This is a genomic window from Pseudarthrobacter sp. LMD1-1-1.1, from assembly GCF_040676255.1.
Classification (GTDB): domain Bacteria; phylum Actinomycetota; class Actinomycetes; order Actinomycetales; family Micrococcaceae; genus Arthrobacter.
The window spans coordinates 231,128-247,724 of sequence record NZ_JBEGHP010000001.1 but is presented as its reverse complement, the minus strand read 5'-3'; the positions used below and the strand labels follow the sequence as shown (position 1 = coordinate 247,724).

Below are 16,597 nucleotides of genomic sequence, written 5' to 3'. Positions count from 1 at the left end.
CGATCACCCCTGCGCCGCAGCAGGTGAGTCGGCTATCGCGTGCTGAACCTGGGCGGACGCGGCGCAGAGATCCTGACCCTGCCCTCGCGGTAGGAGCTATTCCATCCCCACCACGCCGCTGCGGCGCTCCAGCAGCAGTGTGTCCTGCCAGTGCCCGGCCTTGGGGCCATGGCTGATCTGCGCAATCCGCTCCCGGGTCCCCACCACCCGGAAGCCCAGCTTTTGGTGCAGCGCCAGGCTGGCGGCGTTCTCGGGAAAGATGCTGGACTGGATGGTCCAGATGGCCGCCGCCTCCGTGGATTCGATCAGGGCGGCCAGCAGGAGCCGGCCCACGCCCCGGCCCTGGGCCTGCGGGTCAACATAAATGGAGTGCTCCACCAGGCCCCGGTACACCTCGCGGGAGGAAACCCGGGACACGGCGGCCCAGCCCAGGACCCGCCCCGCATCCTCGGCGACGATCCGGTGCTCAGGCAACCGCACGCCGTCGAACGCTTCCCAGGTGGGCGGCTCGCTCTCGAACGTCGCCTCCCCCGTGGCGATGCCGGCGGCGTAAATTGCGTGGACGGCGTCCCAGTCATCGGGGCACATGGGGCGGATGGTCACGGGGCTGTCCATGGATCCCATTATGGTGTGGCGCCCGCGGGCCACCGCCCAGGCAGGCGGCGGCGTAAAAAATTCGTCAATAAAACAGCCCGCCCGCCCCGATTCCACCCGTGCGGCCCTTTGATGGAGGCATAGGAGCCAGGGAGGGCAGATGCGGTGGGATGAGGAGCCAGCGGACCGCGGCAGGGTCAAGTTCGCCGCGTCCGCCGACGCCGTGGAGGGCTACGGCGGACGCGGGCTGAACGGGCGCGCCCTTCATCCTGTGGCCGGCTACACCTTCCCGGACCAGGACGGGGACCCGTGGTGGGTCATCTTCCAGCCCTGGCCCTCAGCCGGCCCGCATCCGCACCGGGTTCCCGGCGACATCCTTGCCTGCAACGATTCCTACGGCGACATGGTGCACGTTGTGGTGCTAGCGGCAGGCGTCTGGGAGGACGACGCCGAGGCAGCCTTCAGCGCGAACGCCCCGTCCAGCCTGGCTGACGCCGCCCGGGTTGCGGCCGCGGTGGAGCCCATCAGCCCACGTGGACCCAGGGCCGCTGGGTGACGTCCGGTACGGCCTCGCGCAGCACCTCACGGGTCACCGGCGCGATCTCGCCCTCGCCCAGGAACAGGAACCGCACCAGGTTGGTGATGGGGTTGCCCTCGGTCCAGCGGAAGTAGATGTGCGGCATCAGGCCAGTGACGTCCCTGATGTGCAGCAGCACGGAGGCGATGGTGTTGGGCACCACCGGACCGTGGACTTCCAGGATGTGGTACCCGTGCCGGTTCACGCCGCGGACGTGCAGTTCGGTTTCGAAATCCGAGGAGTCGTCCACGACGACCTCCAGGAACAGGGCGTCACCTGCCAGCGGGAGATGGCTGACCTCGATGGCTGACTCGAGTTTGTCCCGGTAGGCCTCCGCGGACATCCGCAGCGGCTCGTGGGCGATGATGGCGATGGGCCCGTCCAGGGCGCTGGACATGAACTCCAGGGCCTGCTGGTCCAGATGAACCCGGGTCGCATGCAGCTCGAAGGAACGGCGGACCCGGGACAGCAGCGAGATGACGATGATGCCGAGGATGAAGATGGCGGCGATCCGGATGCCCTCGGGCCGTTCGAAGATGTTGGCCACCGTGGTGTACGCGAACACGACCGAAATGACGCCGAAGCCCACCGTGAGGTTCCGCTGCCTCCGCCGGCGCGCCGAGAGCGTGACGGCCACCGCGGCGGAAGTCATCAGCACCAGGACGCCGGTGGCGTACGCGCCGCCCTGGGCGTCGACGTCGGCGTTGAAGATGAAGGTGATCAGGAAGCCGATCAGGGTGAAGACGAGGACCAGGGGCCGCACAGCCTTGGCCCAGGCCGGAGCCATGCCGTAGCGCGGGAGGTACCGCGGCACCAGGTTCAGCAGCCCTGCCATGGCCGAGGCGCCGGCGAACCAGAGGATGCCGATGGTGCTGATGTCATACACGCTGCCGAAGCCCACACCCAGGTATTCGTGCGCCAGGAAGGCCAGGGCACGGCCGTTGGCCTGGCCGCCGGGCTGGAATTCCTGTTCCGGGATCAGAACCACGGTGATGAAGCTGGTGGTCAGCAGGAAAACGCTCATGATCACAGCGGCGGTGGTGAGCATGCGCCGGGCGCCCCGGATGCGGCCTGCGGGGTTCTCCTCCGTGTCGTCCTCAGCGCCCCGCACCTGCGGCATCACGGCCACGCCGGTTTCGAAGCCGGAGAGGCCCAGGGCCAGCTTGGGAAACACCAGCAGCGCGATGGCCACGGCCATGACCGGGTTTCCGTGCGACACCCACAGGTTGGTCCACCAGTCCCCCGTGGCCGCGGGGTGCGTGAGCACCTGCGCCAGGGTGGCGACCACCACCACGGCGTTCAAGCCCAGGTAGAGAACCACCAGGACCACCGCGACGCCGATGGCTTCCTTGAATCCCCGCAGGAACACCGCTGCCAGCAGGGCCAGCAGGAAGAGCGTCACGGGGACGTTCTGGGTCTGGAGCCAGCCCGGCGCCACGGGATTGCCCAGCAGGTGCGCGGTGGCGTCGGCGGCCGAGAGGGTCATGGTGATCATGAAGTCGGTGGCGGCGAACCCCAGGAGGACCAGCACCAGGAGCTTGCCGCCCCATCGGGGCAGCAGCCGCTCGAGCATGGCTATGGAGCCTTCACCGCGGGGGCTTTCCCCGGCGACCCTGCGGTACACCGGCAGGGCGCCGAGCAGGGTCACCGCCACCAGCACCAGGGTGGCCAGCGGGGAGATGACCCCTGCGGCCAGCGCGGCGATGGCCGGCTGGTAGCCCAGGGTGGAGAAGTAGTCCACGCCCGTCAGGCACATGACCTGCCACCACGAATGCTTCTTCTCGTGCTGCGTCGGCACGCCGCCGGGACCCGGGTGGGCGCCCTTGCTGTCCTGCAGCCCAAACAGCAGCCAGTCCTGGAGCGCCTTCCTGCCGTGGGCGTGGGGCGCGGACGGATCCGCCGGGGGCCTGCTCAACGTGGTCATGTCTGCCTTTCCGCGCTGCCCTTTGCATCGCGACCCTTGCGAAGCTAGCACCGGCCAAAAGGGCGGGAGCGCCGAAAAGGCATTTCTTAATGATTCCTTGACGCGTGATCTACGACGCAGTGCGGTCAGTAAGCTGGCGGCATGCCAACCCTCGCCGCGCTGCTGCCCACCCTGGTGGCCGTTGCCATCCTGGCGGCACTCACGGTGGGCATCCTGTGGGGCGCGCGGACGCCGTCGTACCTCTCCCCCGCCCTGGCCATCCTCCGCGGCGCGGCCCAGCTGGCGGTGATCAGCCTGGTGCTGGGCGGTGTCATCACGAGTCCCCTGTGGGTTGGGGTGGCCCTGCTGGTGATGTTCAGCGTGGCGTCCGTGACGGCGGCGCGCCGGCTCACGTGGTCCTGGCGGCGCTTTGCGCTGGTGGCGGCAACCATGGCCGCGGGCATCCTGGTGACGCTGGGGGTCGTGTTCGGAACGGGCGCCATCGAGTTCTCCCCGCGGTACGCGCTGGCGGTGGGCGGAATCGTGATCGGCAACTCCATGACCATTGCCACCCTGGCCGGCCGCCGCTTCTTCGAGGCAGTAGTGGAGCAGTGGGACCAGGTGGAGGGCTGGCTGGCGCTGGGCGCAACACCCCGGCAGGCCACCCTGATCCAAGCCCGGCAGGCGGTGCATTCGGCGTTGATCCCGTCCACGGACCAGACCAAGACCACCGGCCTGGTCACGCTGCCGGGCGCGTTCGTGGGCGCCATCTTCGGCGGCGCCTCACCCCTGGAAGCGGGCCGGTTCCAGGTGGTGGTGCTCGCCTCGATCATGGCCGCCGGGTCCATCACCGCGGTGGCGCTGATCCGTTCGCTGGGCAACGTGAAGGTCCGGCCCGCGGCGCCCTAGCAGACGGGCGCCGCGGAACTGCTGCGTCAGCCCTGCTTGACCAGGGCCGCTTCCAGGCTGATCTTCACCTTGTCGCTGACCAGCAGGCCGCCGGCCTCCAGCGCAGCGTTCCAGGTGAGCCCGAATTCCTTCCGGCTGATCTCTGTCTCGGCGGAGAAGCCGGCCCGCGTGGCGCCGAACGGGTCAACGGCAACGCCGGTGAACTCGACTTCCAGCTCGATGGGCCGGGTGACGCCCTTGATGGTGAGGTCCCCGGTCAGGGTGTACTCCTCGCCGTCCCCTTCGATGGAGGTGCCGCGGAAGGTCATCTCGGGGTACTTCTCGACGTCGAAGAAGTCTTCGCCGCGTACGTGGGCGTCACGGTTGGCGTCGCCGGAGTTGAAGCTGGCGGTGGATACCGTGGCGTGCACCGACGAGTCCGACAGGGACTGGCCCACGCGTGCCTCGGCCTGGGCTTCGGTGAAACGGCCCCGGACCTTGCTGATCCCAGCATGGCGGACGCTGAAGCCGATCTCGCTGTGGGACATGTCCAGGGTCCAGGTACCAGGCGTGAGTTCCTTGGGAAGGGTCATGGCAGTTCTCCTTACTCGTAGGGCCGCAGGCTCAGCCGCCCGCTACAGGCGCAAGACTGCGGATGCCCCTAAATATTCCCCCCAAAACCCACACGGAAAACAGGGCCGTATGAACCGGAAGGGAACTTCCGGCGTATACATAAGCGTGGCTCTACGATTACTGACCGCCCTGGCGCTGTTCATTGATGCCGGCGTCCACCTCTTCCTGGCCCCGGGCTACCAGAACGCGCAGCCTGGCACTGTCAGCCAGGGCACCCTGTTCGTGCTCGAAGCCGCCGCGGCGCTGGTGGCCGGCGTCTATGTCCTGGTCCGCGGCAGCAGGGCTTCCTATGCCGTGGCCCTGGTGGTTGCCCTCAGCGCGTTCGCCGCCGTCGTGCTGTACAGGTACGTGGACATCCCGGCCATCGGACCCATACCCGCCATGTACGACCCCGTCTGGTTCTTCTCGAAGACCCTCAGCGCTGTTGCCGAGGGAGCCGGCGCGGTGCTGGCCTTCGCCGGCCTGGTCCGTGGCGGCAGCAGGAGAACGTCCGACGACGGCGCCAGGCTTCGGGCCCGGCGCCGCCGCCCGTGACCATCACCCCCGCCGTTGTTAGCATGCAAGGGGAGGTGGCACATGGGCGCGGCTGAACGGGCGGTGCCGGATGCGTTCGGCGCCGTTTCCATCTATGTGCTGTCGGCCCTCTGGCTGACGTCCCTGTCCCCCACCGTGCCGGTCCTCCAGCTGGCCGGACTGTGCGCGGGCGCCCTGGTGGCCGTGGCCGCCGCCGGTTCTGTCCTGCGCCGTATCCCCCGGTTCTCAACGCCGGCAGACCGGGTCACCCTGCTGCGCGCCATCCTCGTGGCCCTGTGCGCGGTGCTGGCCGTCCCGCAATTGTTCACGGGCCGCCGCGCAGACCTGCTCCTCCCCGTCCTGGGCGGCGCCGCGTTCCTGCTGGACGGGCTGGACGGTGTGGTGGCCCGGCGCACCGGAACCTCGTCGCCTGCCGGGGCGCGGTTCGATTCCGCCACCGACGCCGCCCTGGTGCTGGTACTGTCCGTTGCCGCCGCTCCCGTGGCGGGCCCCTGGACGCTGGGCATCGGGGCCATGTACTACGCGTTCGTCGCCGCGGGGCTCGTCCGGCCGCACCTTCGGGTGGCGCTGCCGCCCAGCGCATCCCGCAAAGCCATTGGCGCGTTCCAGCCCTTCGCGCTGCTGTTCGCGCTCCTCCCCGGGGTCCCTGCGGTTGCCGCGGCGTCGGTACCGGCACTCGCCCTGGCCCTGCTCGCGTTGTCCTTTACCCGCGACGTGGTCCAACTGGAACACCGGCACCGCGCCGGACTCCAGGGTGTGCCGGCCGCGGTTGCCTAGTTGGTGTGGGTACGCTGCCGCCCGGTCGCGTCACAGCAGCCCGTCCCGTTACAGCAGCCCCGCGGCGGCGAAGCCTCCGGCAGCGGCGGCCACGGCGGCCGCTGCCGTGCCCAGGGCGTTGAGGAGGGCCAGGCCCGCGCGGCCGGACTGGACCAGGCGGACGGTTTCGAAGCTTGCCGTGCTGAAGGTGGTGTAGCCGCCCAGGAATCCGGTACCGGCGATGGCCTGCAGCTCGGGCGGCGCTGCATGCATAATCACGGCGCCGGCCACCAGGCCCAGCAGGAACGATCCCGTGACGTTGATGGCGATGGTCCCTACCGGCAGGGCGGTCCTGATCTTGGCGCGCACCAGGCCGTCGACCATGAAGCGGGTGGCAGCTCCCAGCCCGCCGGCGAGTCCCAGCAGGATGATGGCCAGGGGGCTCACCGGTTTCCCTCCTTCGGGGGGCCGGCTGTGCGTGGCCGGGAGCTGGTCCGGGCATGCTGGGCTGCTGCCAGCCGGATGCCGGCCACGGTGGCCACGGCTCCAACCAGCACGGAGGCTGCCACATAGATGATGGCGTCTGCGCTGCGGCCGGCACTGAACAGGGTGGTGGCTTCCACGGCCAGGGTGCTGTAGGTGGTGAAGGCGCCCAGAAAACCGGTGCCCACCAGCAGCCGGACCAGCCGGAGCCGTCCAGCGTCAGGGCCCCGGCGGACCAGTGCCTCAAGCAGGGCACCCAACAGGAACGCCCCCGCCAGGTTGATGACCAGGGTGGGTACCGGCCAGCCGCCCGGCGCGGGCAGGATGCTGCCCAGCCCGTAACGGGCCAGGGCGCCGAAGGTGCCGCCAAGGATGACCACCAGGACGAATCCGGGGTGCAGGTGGACCGGCCGGTGGATGCGTGCCTCGCCCAGCGTGCCTTGGTCTGCGCCGGCGGCTGCTGTGGTCCTGGGGACGGGCTGCTCCATCAGTGGTCCGCTTTCGGCTGGTGCCTGGGGTGCGGGGCCAGCGGGACCACCAGGACGGGCCGGTGCTGGCGGTGGGTGAGATGGACTGCCACGGATCCCACGAGCAGTTCCTCCAGCCGCGCCCCGAGTCCGCGTTCCCGGGTGCCCACCACAATGACGGACGCGTCAGTGGTTTCCGCCAGCCGTCCCAGCGCCCTGGCAGGGTCCCCGGCCAGCGTCACGAAGGACCAGTCGATCCCTGTGGCGTCCAGGGCTTCGCGGAGGTGGCCGGCGATGGAGGCGCTGATGCCTTCGATGTCGTCATCAATCCCGTCGGGGTCGATGGGGCGGGCTTCCACCCTGCCGTCGGGCTCTTCAGCCAGGTAGGTGGTGACGTCCACGTAGGCGCAGACCAGCTTCACGCCCAGGCTGTACGCCAGCTCGGCGGCGCGGTGGGCGACGGCCAACGGCTGGCCCGGAACCACCCCCATGAGTACCGGGCCGCTGATCTTCTGAGGAACGTATGGCATGCCGCCGGTACGGGGGTGTGGTTTCTCGGGCTCAGTCATGCGTTCTCCTGTTCGGGGTGGGGCAGGAAGACTGGGCCGGGTGCGGGCATGGGTCACCTGCCTTCGTTTCAGCAAAGGCAGGAACCATTAGCCAGGCGGCGGTTCGAAGACCGTGCAGTTGCGCGGGTCTTCCGGCGGGATCCATCACCGTGCACAGAGACTACAGGCATTCCCGAGGCGTCCGCCACCGTGACGGCAGCCCAGGTTTACGGAGCGCCGGCGAGGTGATCCAGGATTGCTGTTGCGATGGCATCCGGTGAGTCTTCGGTGGGGATGTGCTTGCCTTCCACCTGAACGAGGTCCGCGTTGGGAATCTCGTCCATGTACCGGCGGGCAAACGCTATTTTCTGGAAGTCGTCGTCCCGTCCCCACACCAGGCGCGTGGGTATGGCCGCTTCCTTGAGGGCAGGCACCAGTTCCAGGGTGTACCGGGAATCCGCGGCCGCTGCCATGGCCATCCAGGAACGCGCGCGGGCCGGGGATTGCCAGGGTGACAGGTAGTCCGCCAGCTCCTCGTCGCTGAAGGTGCGGCTGGCACACGCCTGGGTGGACTTGCGGCGCGCGGCGAGGAGATCCTCCCCGCTGGTGTTCCTGCGCACGGCGGGGTCCCGGAAACGTTCGACGGCGGGCACCGGCCAGGAATCGAACATGACAGCGTTCATGAGGACCATTTTGCGGACCCTCCCGCTGGTGGCCGCGAGCTGCTGCGCCACGCCACCGCCGATGTCATGGGCGGCGACGTCGAACTGCCCCACGCCCAGGGCATCCGCGGCGTGGAGCACTGTCTGCGCGAGGGCAGGGACCGTGGCCTGCTCGACGGTTAGTTCTCCCCCGCTGCGGCCGAACCCCGGAAAGTCCAGTGCGTAGCAGCGGCTGCGTTCGCCAAGTGCCGGCAGGACGGGCTGCCACACGCGGCTCCAGAAGGTGCCGTGCAGCAGGATCAACGGCGGGGCGGCGTCATCCCCCGCGGCAAGGTAGGACAGCGGAACGCCGTCCACCTCAACAGTGCGGCGCTCGACGGCGTGTGCTGCCATGGGTGGTCTCCGTTTCCGTGCGTGCGGGTTGTGCCTACGCGGCGAGTGCCGGCGGCAGCGCGGTGAGCGCCGGGATGACGAAGTCCGGGGCCTGGAAGTACGACGGGTAGCGGGCGCCAGTCCGGTTGATCCAGGCAGTCCGAAGTCCGGCCCTGGCTGCGCCGTGGATGTCCCAGGGGTGCACGGCGACCAGCAGCATCCCGGCCGGATCCGCCCCGGCCGACGTTCCCGCATACTCATACGCGGCCTTGGCCGGCTTCCAGGCAGGGGCGTCCTCCACGGAGAGGAGGAGCTCGAATTTGTCCCTGACGCCGCCGGCAATTAACAGCTTGTTGGTGTTGGCCGCCGCACCGTTGGTCAGGGTTACCAGCCGGTGCCCGGCGGCGGCCAGGGCCCGGATGCCGTCCGGGACATCCGGGTGAAGGGAGAGGTTCTGCATGGCAGCCATGACGCGTTCGACGGCGGTGTCCAGGTTCCCGGAGACCCCTTCGGCTGCCAGCAGGGTACGGAGTGCGTCGGCGCCGATGGCGGCGAAGGCCGTGTTGTCCCCGCTGGCGGTGAGGGCGAATCCGTCCCGCAGGAGCGTGGCGAACCAGAGTTTGGCCAGTTCGCGGCGTGCCCCGACCTGAGCGAATGCTTCCCCGAGCGGGGCCATGTCTGAGAGGGTCTCGTTGACATCAAAAACGATGACCAGTGGTGCCGGCATAAGTTCCCCCTCCTCTTCCGCGTGCGGTTCCCGCGTGCTCCTTCACAAGCGCGCGCGGGTTCCCCTGATATCTACCCAACATTCCGGGACGCTACCCAAATAATCCGTGCGCCATGGAATATGGGCGTCACGGATATCTATGGGTGTCGCCAGAGGGGGCCACTGCGGGGCGGCCGGTGACTCCTAGGCTCCTGCTTGGCCCAGGCTGGCGAGGGCCTTGCGCAGGCGGGTGCCGGCGTCGTCCGCCACTTCCTTGACCGAAGGGGCTTCGCTGAGCTGCACCATGGTCTGCGGGTCGATGGCCTCAACGGTCGTCTCGGCGGCATCAGCCGCCCGTCGCACCACCACGTTGCAGGGCAGGAGGGCCCCCATTTGGGGTTCGGCGGCGAGGGCGCGGCTGGCAAGGGCGGGGTTGCAGGCCCCGAGGATGACGTAATCCCCGACGGCGTCCGCGGCTTCGGCGCCAAGCTTGGCTTCGAAGGTGGACCGGACGTTGATTTCAGTCAGGATCCCGAACCCCTGCGCGGCAAGGGCCTCGCGCGTGCGTTCCAGCGCTTCGGCCCAGGGAAGGGAGACGGTGGTGGCCAGGGTGTACGTCATGGTGCTCCTCAAATGTGCAGGCGGTCCGGTGTTTCGGCGGGCTGGTTAGGCGAGGGAGAGGAAGAGCTTCTCCAGGTCCTTCCGGTCCATGGTTTCGTCCTTCTGGACGATGCACTGCTCCAGCCCGGTGGCGATGATGGCGAAGCCGGCCCGGTCAAGGGCCTTGGACACGGCCGCCAGCTGGGTGACGACGTCCTTGCAGTCCCGGCCTTCCTCGAGCATGCGGGTGACGGCGGCGAGTTGGCCCTGGGCGCGCTTGAGGCGGTTGATCACGGGTGTGAGTTCGGTTGGGTTCAGTTCCATAAGGGGGTCTCCATCGATGAGGTGCTGCCCCAACTATATACCCCCATGGGTGTTTTGACTACCCCCGGGGGTATCTGTAATACTCGGTGGGGTATTCACCCGACCCCTTCCGAGAGGCCACTTATGACTTCCCCCTCCAAGGCAACCGCCGTCACCGCACTCGCCCCCGACACCCTGCAGTCCTGGATCAAAGAGCACCAGGACCTCGTGGTCATCGACGTGCGGTCCGCCGCTGAATTCGAATCCATGCACATCCGCGGCTCCTACAACGTGCCGCTGCCGCTGCTCTCCGAGCACACCGACGAACTCGCCGCCAGGCTGGGGTCCCGCGTGGTCCTGGTCTGCCAGTCCGGCGTCCGCGCCGAACAGGCCCGCCAGCGCATGGCCACCGTTGGCCTGGACACCGCCTACGTGCTCACCGGCGGGGTTCCCGGCTTTGCTGCCGCCGGCGGCGACGTGGTCAAGGGCAAGGACCGCTGGGACCTGGAACGCCAGGTCCGCATGGCCGCAGGCTCGCTGGTCATGCTGGGCCTGATGGGGGGCAAGTTCGTTTCCCCCAAAGTCCGCATGCTGGCCGGCGCCATCGGCACCGGGCTGACGTTCTCGGCCGCGACCAACACCTGCGCCATGGGCAAGGCCCTCTCGGCCATGCCGTGGAACAAGGCCGCCCAGGAACCCACCCGCGAAAGCGCCATCCTGCAGCTTCCCGTGCAGACGGCTGAAGAGGGCGCTGCGGCATGATCCCGGCCCTGGGACTGGGGCTCGTCGTCGGCGTCGTACTGGGCGTTGTGGGCGGCGGCGGGTCCATCATCGCCGTTCCGGCCCTGGTGTACGGCGTGGGCATGAGCCCCGCCCAGGCCATTCCCACCTCACTGCTGGTGGTGGGCATCTCCTCGCTGGCAGCCCTGCTTCCCCGGACCCGGGAGGGCTTGAACTGGCCCGTGATCGCCATGGTGGGCGCCGCCGGCATCCCGGCAGCCTGGGCCGGAGCGGCCGTAGGCAAGCTGCTGGACCCGAACATCCTGATGCTGGCATTCGCCGTGATCATGGTGGCCGCGGGCATCCGGATGCTCAGCAAACCCCGCGAAAGCGAAGGCTCCTGCAGCACCGGACCGCACCGGGCCTTCCGGTCCTGCGCCCCGAAGGCCGTGGGGGTGGGCCTGCTCGTCGGGTTCCTCACCGGGCTGCTTGGCGTGGGGGGCGGCTTCCTCATCACCCCCGCGCTGACCATCTTCCTGGGCCTGCGCATGAAGCAGGCCGTTGGAACATCTTTGGCGATCATCGTGGTCAATTCCGCCGCAGGGTTCAGCGCCCACGCGGCCGGCTACACCATCGACTGGGCCACCACCCTGGCGTTCGCCATCCCGGCCATCGTGGGATCGGTGGTTGCCGCCCGGTTTGCCCGCCACCTGCACGACAAGCACATTCGCATCTCGTTTGCGGTACTCATCTTCGCCGTCGCGGCGTGGGTCACCGCCGGCACGGTCACCGCCTGACCCATCCATAGAGGAGAACACCATGGGACTGATCGATTCCCTCAAGAAGGCCTTCAGCAAGCCCTACAAGACAATCTCCGTAGCGCAGGCCAAGGACCTCCTGGGTTCCGGGGCCACGCTCATCGACGTCAGGTCAGCGCAGGAATGGCGGACCGGCCGCGCGCCGCAGGCCAAGCATGTCCCCCTGGACAGGCTGCAGGCCAGCACCGCCGGCATCCAAAAAGCCCGTCCGGTGATCGCCGTCTGCGCCTCCGGCGTCCGCTCGGCCTCAGCAGCCCGGCTCCTGGCCGCCAAGGGCTACGACGCCTACTCGGTGCGCGGCGGCATGGCCGCCTGGCGCCAGGCCGGCGAACCCGTCCGCTAGGCAACCACCACCGCTTTAACACCAGCCAAAAACCACTTCGAAGGAGAAACACCATGGCTGAAATCACCATCACCGAAGCCGAACAGCGCCGCTCCACCGCCCGGATCCTCGACGTCCGCGAGGACTTCGAGGTCGCCGAGGGCATGATCCCCGGCGCCCTGCACATTCCCATGGGCCAACTGCAGGCCCGCCTGGGCGAGCTGGATCCGGCCGTCCCCGTGATCGCCGTATGCCGCAGCGGCAACCGCAGCGCCGCCGTCGCCGATGCCCTCAACGGAGTCGGCTACAAGGCAGACACCATGGCCGGCGGCATGACCGCCTGGACCCGCGCCGGACTCCCCACCACCTAGCCCCCGGCCGCAGGGCACCCACCCCCAACCGCCCGAAAGGACACGACAGATCATGGCAACCATCGACATCACCGACCAATCCTTCGCCCAGACCCTGGAGGACAACGACATCGTCTTCGTCGACTTCTGGGCAGCCTGGTGCGGCCCCTGCCGCATGTTCGCCCCCACCTATGGCGCCGCCGCCGAACGGCACCCGGACACCACCTTCGCCAAGGTGGACACCGAGGCCGAACAGGCCCTCGCCGCCGCAGCGAACATCACCTCCATCCCCACCCTGATGGCGTTCAAGGACAAGACCCTGGTCTTCTCCCAGCCCGGAGCACTCAACGCCACCGGACTCGAGGAAGTCATCCAGGCCGTGAAAAACCTGGACATGGACAAACTCCGCACCGAAGCCGGGCACCAGCACGCCTGACCCACCATGGCGGCCCAGACAGTCGCATACGCCCCGTTGCGGGATACCCCCCGGGGTATCTATACTGATTGCAGAACAACTTCCCAATCCCCTTTCCCGAAGGAGAGCACCAGATGCTTATCGAGCGCATTTACGACGAAGACCTCGCCCAGGCCAGCTACCTGATCGGCTGCCAGGCCAAGGGTGCAGCGATCGTGGTGGACGGCCGCCGCGACATCGCCGTCTACCAGGACCTGGCTGCGAAGAACGGCATGAAGATCGTGGCCGTCACCGAGACCCACATCCACGCCGACTACCTCTCCGGCACCCGCGAGCTGGCCGCTGCCACCGGCGCCAGGATCTACGTTTCCGGCGAGGGCGGGCCCGACTGGCAGTACGAGTTCGACGGCGAGCGGCTGTACGACGGCGACACCATCGCCCTGGGCAACATCAGCATCAAGGCAGTCCACACCCCCGGACACACCCCGGAGCACCTGTCCTTCCTGGTCACCGACGGCGCGTTCAGCGACCAGCCCGGCTACCTGCTCTCCGGAGACTTCGTCTTCTCCGGCGACCTGGGCCGGCCCGACCTGCTGGACGAAGCAGCAGGCGGCATCGACACCCGCTTCAAAAGTGCCAAGCAGCTCTTCGCCAGCCTGCGCGACAAGTTCCTCACCCTGCCGGACTACGTCCAGGTCCACCCGGCCCACGGCGCCGGCAGCGCCTGCGGCAAGGCACTCGGTGCCATCCCGTCCTCCACGGTGGGCTACGAACGCCTCTACGCCTGGTGGGGCCCCTACATGGCCGCCAACGACGAGCAGGGCTTCATCGACGAGCTCCTGGACGGCCAGCCCGACGCGCACGCCTACTTCGGCCGCATGAAGCGCGAAAACCGCGTAGGCCCGGCCGTCATGGGCGAACGCACCCCGCTGCCCGAGCTCTCCACCGAAATCGTCGCAGCAGGCCTGGCAGAAGACACCCTGACGTTCATCGACACCCGCTCCAACGCCGAGGTCCACCAAGGCACCGTGGCCCGGTCCCTGAACGTCCCGGCCGGCAAGTCAGTAGCCAGCTACGGCGCCTGGGTGGTCAATCCGGAGACGGACAAGAACCCGCTGGTGCTGCTGGCCAAGGACCAGGAGCAGGCCCAGGAGATGTGGGACCACCTGGTCCGCGTGGGCATCGACAACGTGGCCGGCTACGTCACCGGGATCGAGGGACTGCCCACTTTCACCCCGAAGCTGATCCAGCCCGAGGACCTCGAAAAGTTCGACGCCGTCATGATCCTGGACGTCCGCAACAAGACCGAGCACAAGGCCGGGCATGTCCCGGGTTCGTACCAGCTCAGCGGGGGCCGCGTCATGTGGCACCTGGATGAACTCCCCGCCGGCGGCACCATCGTGTCCTACTGCCAGTCAGGCGTGCGGAACTCCGTAGCTGCCAGCGCCCTGCGCCGTGCCGGGTACGACGTCGTCGAACTCGACGGCAGCTACGCCGCATGGAACGCCTGGCAGAACAGCGTCCCCGCCGTCTAACCAGGCCACCCGCAAGACCACCCGGGCAGGACCCCCCTCCTGCCCGGGCTTCCGGCCCGGGCGCGTCCCCCTCCTGCCCGGGCCACCCTTTTGCCCAAAACAGAACGGAAACCACCGATGCCCGGCACAGCACTCCCCCGCCGCAGCATGGATGCAACGCCAGCAGTGCTGGGCCTGCGGCAGAACCTGGCGCAGTTCATGCTGCTGGTTGCCGTCAATGCCCTGGTAGGCGGCACGCTGGGCCAGGAACGCACCGTCCTGCCCCTGCTGGCCTCCCAGGAATTCCACCTGGACCTCTACACGGGCGCGCTGACGTACATCCTGGCCTTTGGCCTGTCCAAGGCCGCGATGAACTACTTCGCCGGCACGCTCTCCGACCGGTACGGCCGCAAGCCGGTCCTCATCGCCGGCTGGCTGGCGGCTGTTCCCGTGCCGCTCATGCTCATCTTCGGCCCGTCCTGGGGCTGGATCGTAGCGGCCAACGTGCTGCTGGGCATCAGCCAGGGCCTCACCTGGTCCACCGCCGTCATCATGAAAATGGACCTCGTTGGCCCCAGGCAGCGCGGCCTGGCCATGGGCTTCAACGAGGCCGCGGGCTACCTCGGGGTGGCCGCCACCGCGCTGGCCACCGGCTACCTGGCCACCGTATACGGCCTTCGCCCCGCACCCTTCCTGCTCGGAGCCGCCTACATCGCGCTCGGCCTGGGCCTGACGGTCCTGGCCGTCCGGGAAACCTACCACCACGCCAAAACCGAAGCGGCCCGGCACGTCACGGGCCAGGACAGCGCCCACGCCGGCCTCACCACCGGCCAAGTGTTCACCCTCACCAGCTTCAAGGACCGTTCCCTGTCCGCAGCCAGCCAGGCCGGCCTGGTGAACAACCTCAACGACGGCCTGGCCTGGGGCCTCTTCCCCGTCCTGTTCGCCGGTGCCGGGCTGAGCCTTGGCCAGATCGGCGTCCTGGCCGCCGCCTACCCGGCGGCCTGGGGTGCCGCGCAGCTGGTCACCGGCGCCGCCTCCGACCGCTGGGGCCGCAAATGGTTCATCACAGCCGGCATGCTGGTCCAGGCCGTGGCCCTGGGAATCGTCGCATCAGCCCACAGCTTCGGACCGTGGCTCGCGGCCGCCGTCGTCCTGGGCCTCGGGACCGCCTTGGTGTACCCCACCCTGCTGGCCGCGATCGGCGACGTCGCCCATCCTGCCTGGCGGGCGCGCTCCGTGGGCGTGTACCGGCTCTGGCGCGACGGCGGATTCGCCGTGGGCGCACTCCTCTCCGGCATCCTCGCCGACCTCTACGGCATCCCCGCCGCCATCGCCGCCGTCGCGGTGCTCACCGCAGCCTCCGGCGTGGTGGTTGCCGTGCGGATGCGCGGGAACGACCACGCCGGCTGAGGGCTGTCCGCCGAAGTCAGCCCGCGGGGGCAACGAACCGCCGGATCTCCGCCGCCATCCGTTTGGCCTGCGTCCAGTGCAGGTAGTGCCCGCCGTCAAGGGGCAGGACCTGGTGCCGGCTGACGTTCTTCAGCAGCTCCTCAGCAGCGGCCGTTTTGGCAGCAGCCCTGCCATCCTTTTCATCGGCGATGAAGGCCAGGACAGGCAGGTCATCGGGATAGCCGACGCCCCGGAGGGCAGCCGCGTTGTTGGCGATGCGGGCGGTTTCATCGGCCACGGCGGCATTGCCGAAGTTCCAGATCGCCATGGTGCGCATGCGCTGGAGCTCCTGGTGCGAATAGGCGCTGCCGTCCGGCTCCACCAGGCCCGGCGCAAGGGTGGCTACCGCGCGGACCAGTCCGGCCGCGCCCAGCAGCTTCACCCAGTTGATGCCGGGCTCCGGCTCCGCCACCGGCTCATTGCCGGGCTTGGGTATGGTCGCGTCGATCCCCACCACCGCAGAAACTTCCGGACGGTACCGGTTGGCGTAGTCCAGCATGTAGAACCCGGCAATCGAGTGGCCGGCCAGGACATAGGGCTGCCGGACCTGGAGCTTTGACAGCACCTCATGAAGCTCGTTGCTGATGTGCTCGTTGGTCCGGGCGCTGGCTTCCAGATCGCTGTAGCCATAGCCAAACCCTTCCACCACAACGACGTCGAAGTCGCCGAGTTCCCCGATCAATGGGGCGAAGTCCAGGCCGGGCGCCGCTGTTCCGAGACCACTGAGCAGGATGATCGCCTGGCGGCCGCCTGCGGTGGCGGCCCCGCCGTCGCTCCCGTTCCGGACCACGTTCAAGGAGCCCCCGGCCACCGCGACCCGCTCGCCGTAAGGCGCGGTGGTAGCCTTCTCCCGCTGCTCCAGGAGCAGGTTGGCGGCGGTTGAAACGAGGACCAGGCCAAGGATAACCAGCGCCGCGATGCCCAGGCGGCGGGGCCAGCGCCGGCGCCTCCGCCTCGGCTTTACCGGGTTCTCCACCTGG

Annotated in this window: 22 protein-coding genes and 1 riboswitch; of the genes, 11 read left to right on the top strand and 11 right to left on the bottom strand. The window is 68.7% G+C overall.

Annotated elements, in window-relative coordinates; translation table 11 throughout:
* Nucleotides 1–96: 96 nt before the first annotated feature.
* Nucleotides 97–615 carry a GNAT family N-acetyltransferase gene (locus tag MRBLMD1_RS01205; RefSeq protein ID WP_364396706.1) on the bottom strand — a complete coding sequence of 173 codons (519 nt, stop codon included), beginning with the start codon at nt 613–615 and terminating at the stop codon, nt 97–99.
* 139 nt (nt 616–754) lie between these two features.
* On the opposite strand from MRBLMD1_RS01205, the gene MRBLMD1_RS01200 reads away from it, so the two are divergent.
* Nucleotides 755–1,150, top strand: a complete 396-nt coding sequence (locus tag MRBLMD1_RS01200) for a hypothetical protein (RefSeq protein ID WP_307489000.1) — start codon at nt 755–757, stop codon at nt 1,148–1,150.
* Here MRBLMD1_RS01200 and MRBLMD1_RS01195 read toward each other — a convergent pair.
* Nucleotides 1,119–3,095 carry an amino acid transporter gene (locus tag MRBLMD1_RS01195; RefSeq protein ID WP_159633205.1) on the bottom strand — a complete coding sequence of 659 codons (1,977 nt, stop codon included), beginning with the start codon at nt 3,093–3,095 and terminating at the stop codon, nt 1,119–1,121. The two genes, MRBLMD1_RS01200 and MRBLMD1_RS01195, sit on opposite strands and share 32 nt — an antisense overlap.
* 141 nt (nt 3,096–3,236) lie before the next feature.
* On the opposite strand from MRBLMD1_RS01195, the gene MRBLMD1_RS01190 reads away from it, so the two are divergent.
* Nucleotides 3,237–3,983 (top strand): ABC transporter permease, encoded by a 747-nt coding sequence (locus tag MRBLMD1_RS01190; protein ID WP_364396702.1) that lies wholly within the window; start codon nt 3,237–3,239, stop codon nt 3,981–3,983.
* Between the two features lie 26 nt (nt 3,984–4,009).
* Here MRBLMD1_RS01190 and MRBLMD1_RS01185 read toward each other — a convergent pair whose 3' ends face one another.
* On the bottom strand, nt 4,010–4,555 hold the full coding sequence (locus MRBLMD1_RS01185) for a YceI family protein (protein ID WP_364396699.1): 546 nt from the start codon (nt 4,553–4,555) through the stop codon (nt 4,010–4,012).
* A gap of 145 nt (nt 4,556–4,700) precedes the next feature.
* Between MRBLMD1_RS01185 and MRBLMD1_RS01180 the strand changes: the two genes are divergently transcribed.
* Both MRBLMD1_RS01180 and MRBLMD1_RS01175 read left to right on the top strand, forming a co-directional pair.
* Entirely contained in the window at nt 4,701–5,129 is a 429-nt protein-coding gene (locus MRBLMD1_RS01180) for a hypothetical protein (RefSeq protein WP_364396696.1), read from the top strand.
* Between the two features lie 42 nt (nt 5,130–5,171).
* On the top strand, nt 5,172–5,906 hold the full coding sequence (locus MRBLMD1_RS01175; protein WP_364396693.1) for a CDP-alcohol phosphatidyltransferase family protein: 735 nt from the start codon (nt 5,172–5,174) through the stop codon (nt 5,904–5,906).
* Between the two features lie 48 nt (nt 5,907–5,954).
* On the opposite strand, the gene crcB is transcribed toward MRBLMD1_RS01175, so the two are convergent.
* The 7 genes from crcB to MRBLMD1_RS01140 form a co-directional block, all read right to left on the bottom strand.
* Nucleotides 5,955–6,332, bottom strand: a complete 378-nt coding sequence (gene crcB, locus MRBLMD1_RS01170; RefSeq protein WP_364396690.1) for a fluoride efflux transporter CrcB — start codon at nt 6,330–6,332, stop codon at nt 5,955–5,957.
* Nucleotides 6,329–6,856: a fluoride efflux transporter FluC gene (locus tag MRBLMD1_RS01165; RefSeq protein ID WP_364396687.1), complete on the bottom strand. Its 528-nt coding sequence runs from the start codon at nt 6,854–6,856 to the stop codon at nt 6,329–6,331. Before MRBLMD1_RS01165 ends, crcB begins: the two co-directional genes overlap by 4 nt.
* Nucleotides 6,856–7,404, bottom strand: a complete 549-nt coding sequence (locus MRBLMD1_RS01160) for a universal stress protein (protein ID WP_364396684.1) — start codon at nt 7,402–7,404, stop codon at nt 6,856–6,858. The genes MRBLMD1_RS01165 and MRBLMD1_RS01160 overlap by 1 nt, the downstream gene beginning before the upstream one ends.
* A 71-nt stretch (nt 7,405–7,475) precedes the next feature.
* Nucleotides 7,476–7,562, bottom strand: a riboswitch (Fluoride riboswitch).
* Between the two features lie 48 nt (nt 7,563–7,610).
* On the bottom strand, nt 7,611–8,438 hold the full coding sequence (locus MRBLMD1_RS01155) for an alpha/beta fold hydrolase (protein ID WP_364396681.1): 828 nt from the start codon (nt 8,436–8,438) through the stop codon (nt 7,611–7,613).
* A gap of 34 nt (nt 8,439–8,472) precedes the next feature.
* Entirely contained in the window at nt 8,473–9,144 is a 672-nt protein-coding gene (locus MRBLMD1_RS01150) for a haloacid dehalogenase type II (protein ID WP_364396678.1), read from the bottom strand.
* A 183-nt stretch (nt 9,145–9,327) separates the two neighbouring features.
* Nucleotides 9,328–9,744 (bottom strand): DUF302 domain-containing protein, encoded by a 417-nt coding sequence (locus MRBLMD1_RS01145; RefSeq protein ID WP_364396675.1) that lies wholly within the window; start codon nt 9,742–9,744, stop codon nt 9,328–9,330.
* Between the two features lie 45 nt (nt 9,745–9,789).
* A complete protein-coding gene (locus MRBLMD1_RS01140) occupies nt 9,790–10,047 on the bottom strand; it encodes a metal-sensitive transcriptional regulator (RefSeq protein ID WP_043452296.1) in 258 nt (85 codons plus the stop codon).
* Nucleotides 10,048–10,170: 123 nt separating this feature from the next.
* On the opposite strand from MRBLMD1_RS01140, the gene MRBLMD1_RS01135 reads away from it, so the two are divergent.
* From MRBLMD1_RS01135 to MRBLMD1_RS01105, 7 genes are all read left to right on the top strand, one after another.
* Complete coding sequence (locus MRBLMD1_RS01135) at nt 10,171–10,788, top strand: rhodanese-like domain-containing protein (protein ID WP_364396672.1); 618 nt, start codon at nt 10,171–10,173, stop codon at nt 10,786–10,788.
* Entirely contained in the window at nt 10,785–11,543 is a 759-nt protein-coding gene (locus tag MRBLMD1_RS01130; RefSeq protein WP_364396669.1) for a sulfite exporter TauE/SafE family protein, read from the top strand. Before MRBLMD1_RS01135 ends, MRBLMD1_RS01130 begins: the two co-directional genes overlap by 4 nt.
* A gap of 22 nt (nt 11,544–11,565) precedes the next feature.
* A complete protein-coding gene (locus MRBLMD1_RS01125; RefSeq protein WP_364396666.1) occupies nt 11,566–11,907 on the top strand; it encodes a rhodanese-like domain-containing protein in 342 nt (113 codons plus the stop codon).
* Nucleotides 11,908–11,960: 53 nt separating this feature from the next.
* Nucleotides 11,961–12,257, top strand: a complete 297-nt coding sequence (locus MRBLMD1_RS01120; protein ID WP_142117518.1) for a rhodanese-like domain-containing protein — start codon at nt 11,961–11,963, stop codon at nt 12,255–12,257.
* Between the two features lie 52 nt (nt 12,258–12,309).
* Complete coding sequence (locus MRBLMD1_RS01115) at nt 12,310–12,672, top strand: thioredoxin family protein (protein ID WP_364396663.1); 363 nt, start codon at nt 12,310–12,312, stop codon at nt 12,670–12,672.
* A 113-nt stretch (nt 12,673–12,785) separates the two neighbouring features.
* On the top strand, nt 12,786–14,186 hold the full coding sequence (locus MRBLMD1_RS01110; protein WP_364396660.1) for an MBL fold metallo-hydrolase: 1,401 nt from the start codon (nt 12,786–12,788) through the stop codon (nt 14,184–14,186).
* A 117-nt stretch (nt 14,187–14,303) separates the two neighbouring features.
* Nucleotides 14,304–15,578: an MFS transporter gene (locus MRBLMD1_RS01105; RefSeq protein WP_364396657.1), complete on the top strand. Its 1,275-nt coding sequence runs from the start codon at nt 14,304–14,306 to the stop codon at nt 15,576–15,578.
* Nucleotides 15,579–15,594: 16 nt separating this feature from the next.
* Here MRBLMD1_RS01105 and MRBLMD1_RS01100 read toward each other — a convergent pair whose 3' ends face one another.
* Complete coding sequence (locus MRBLMD1_RS01100) at nt 15,595–16,593, bottom strand: alpha/beta fold hydrolase (RefSeq protein WP_364396654.1); 999 nt, start codon at nt 16,591–16,593, stop codon at nt 15,595–15,597.
* Between the last annotated feature and the right edge of the window lie 4 nt (nt 16,594–16,597).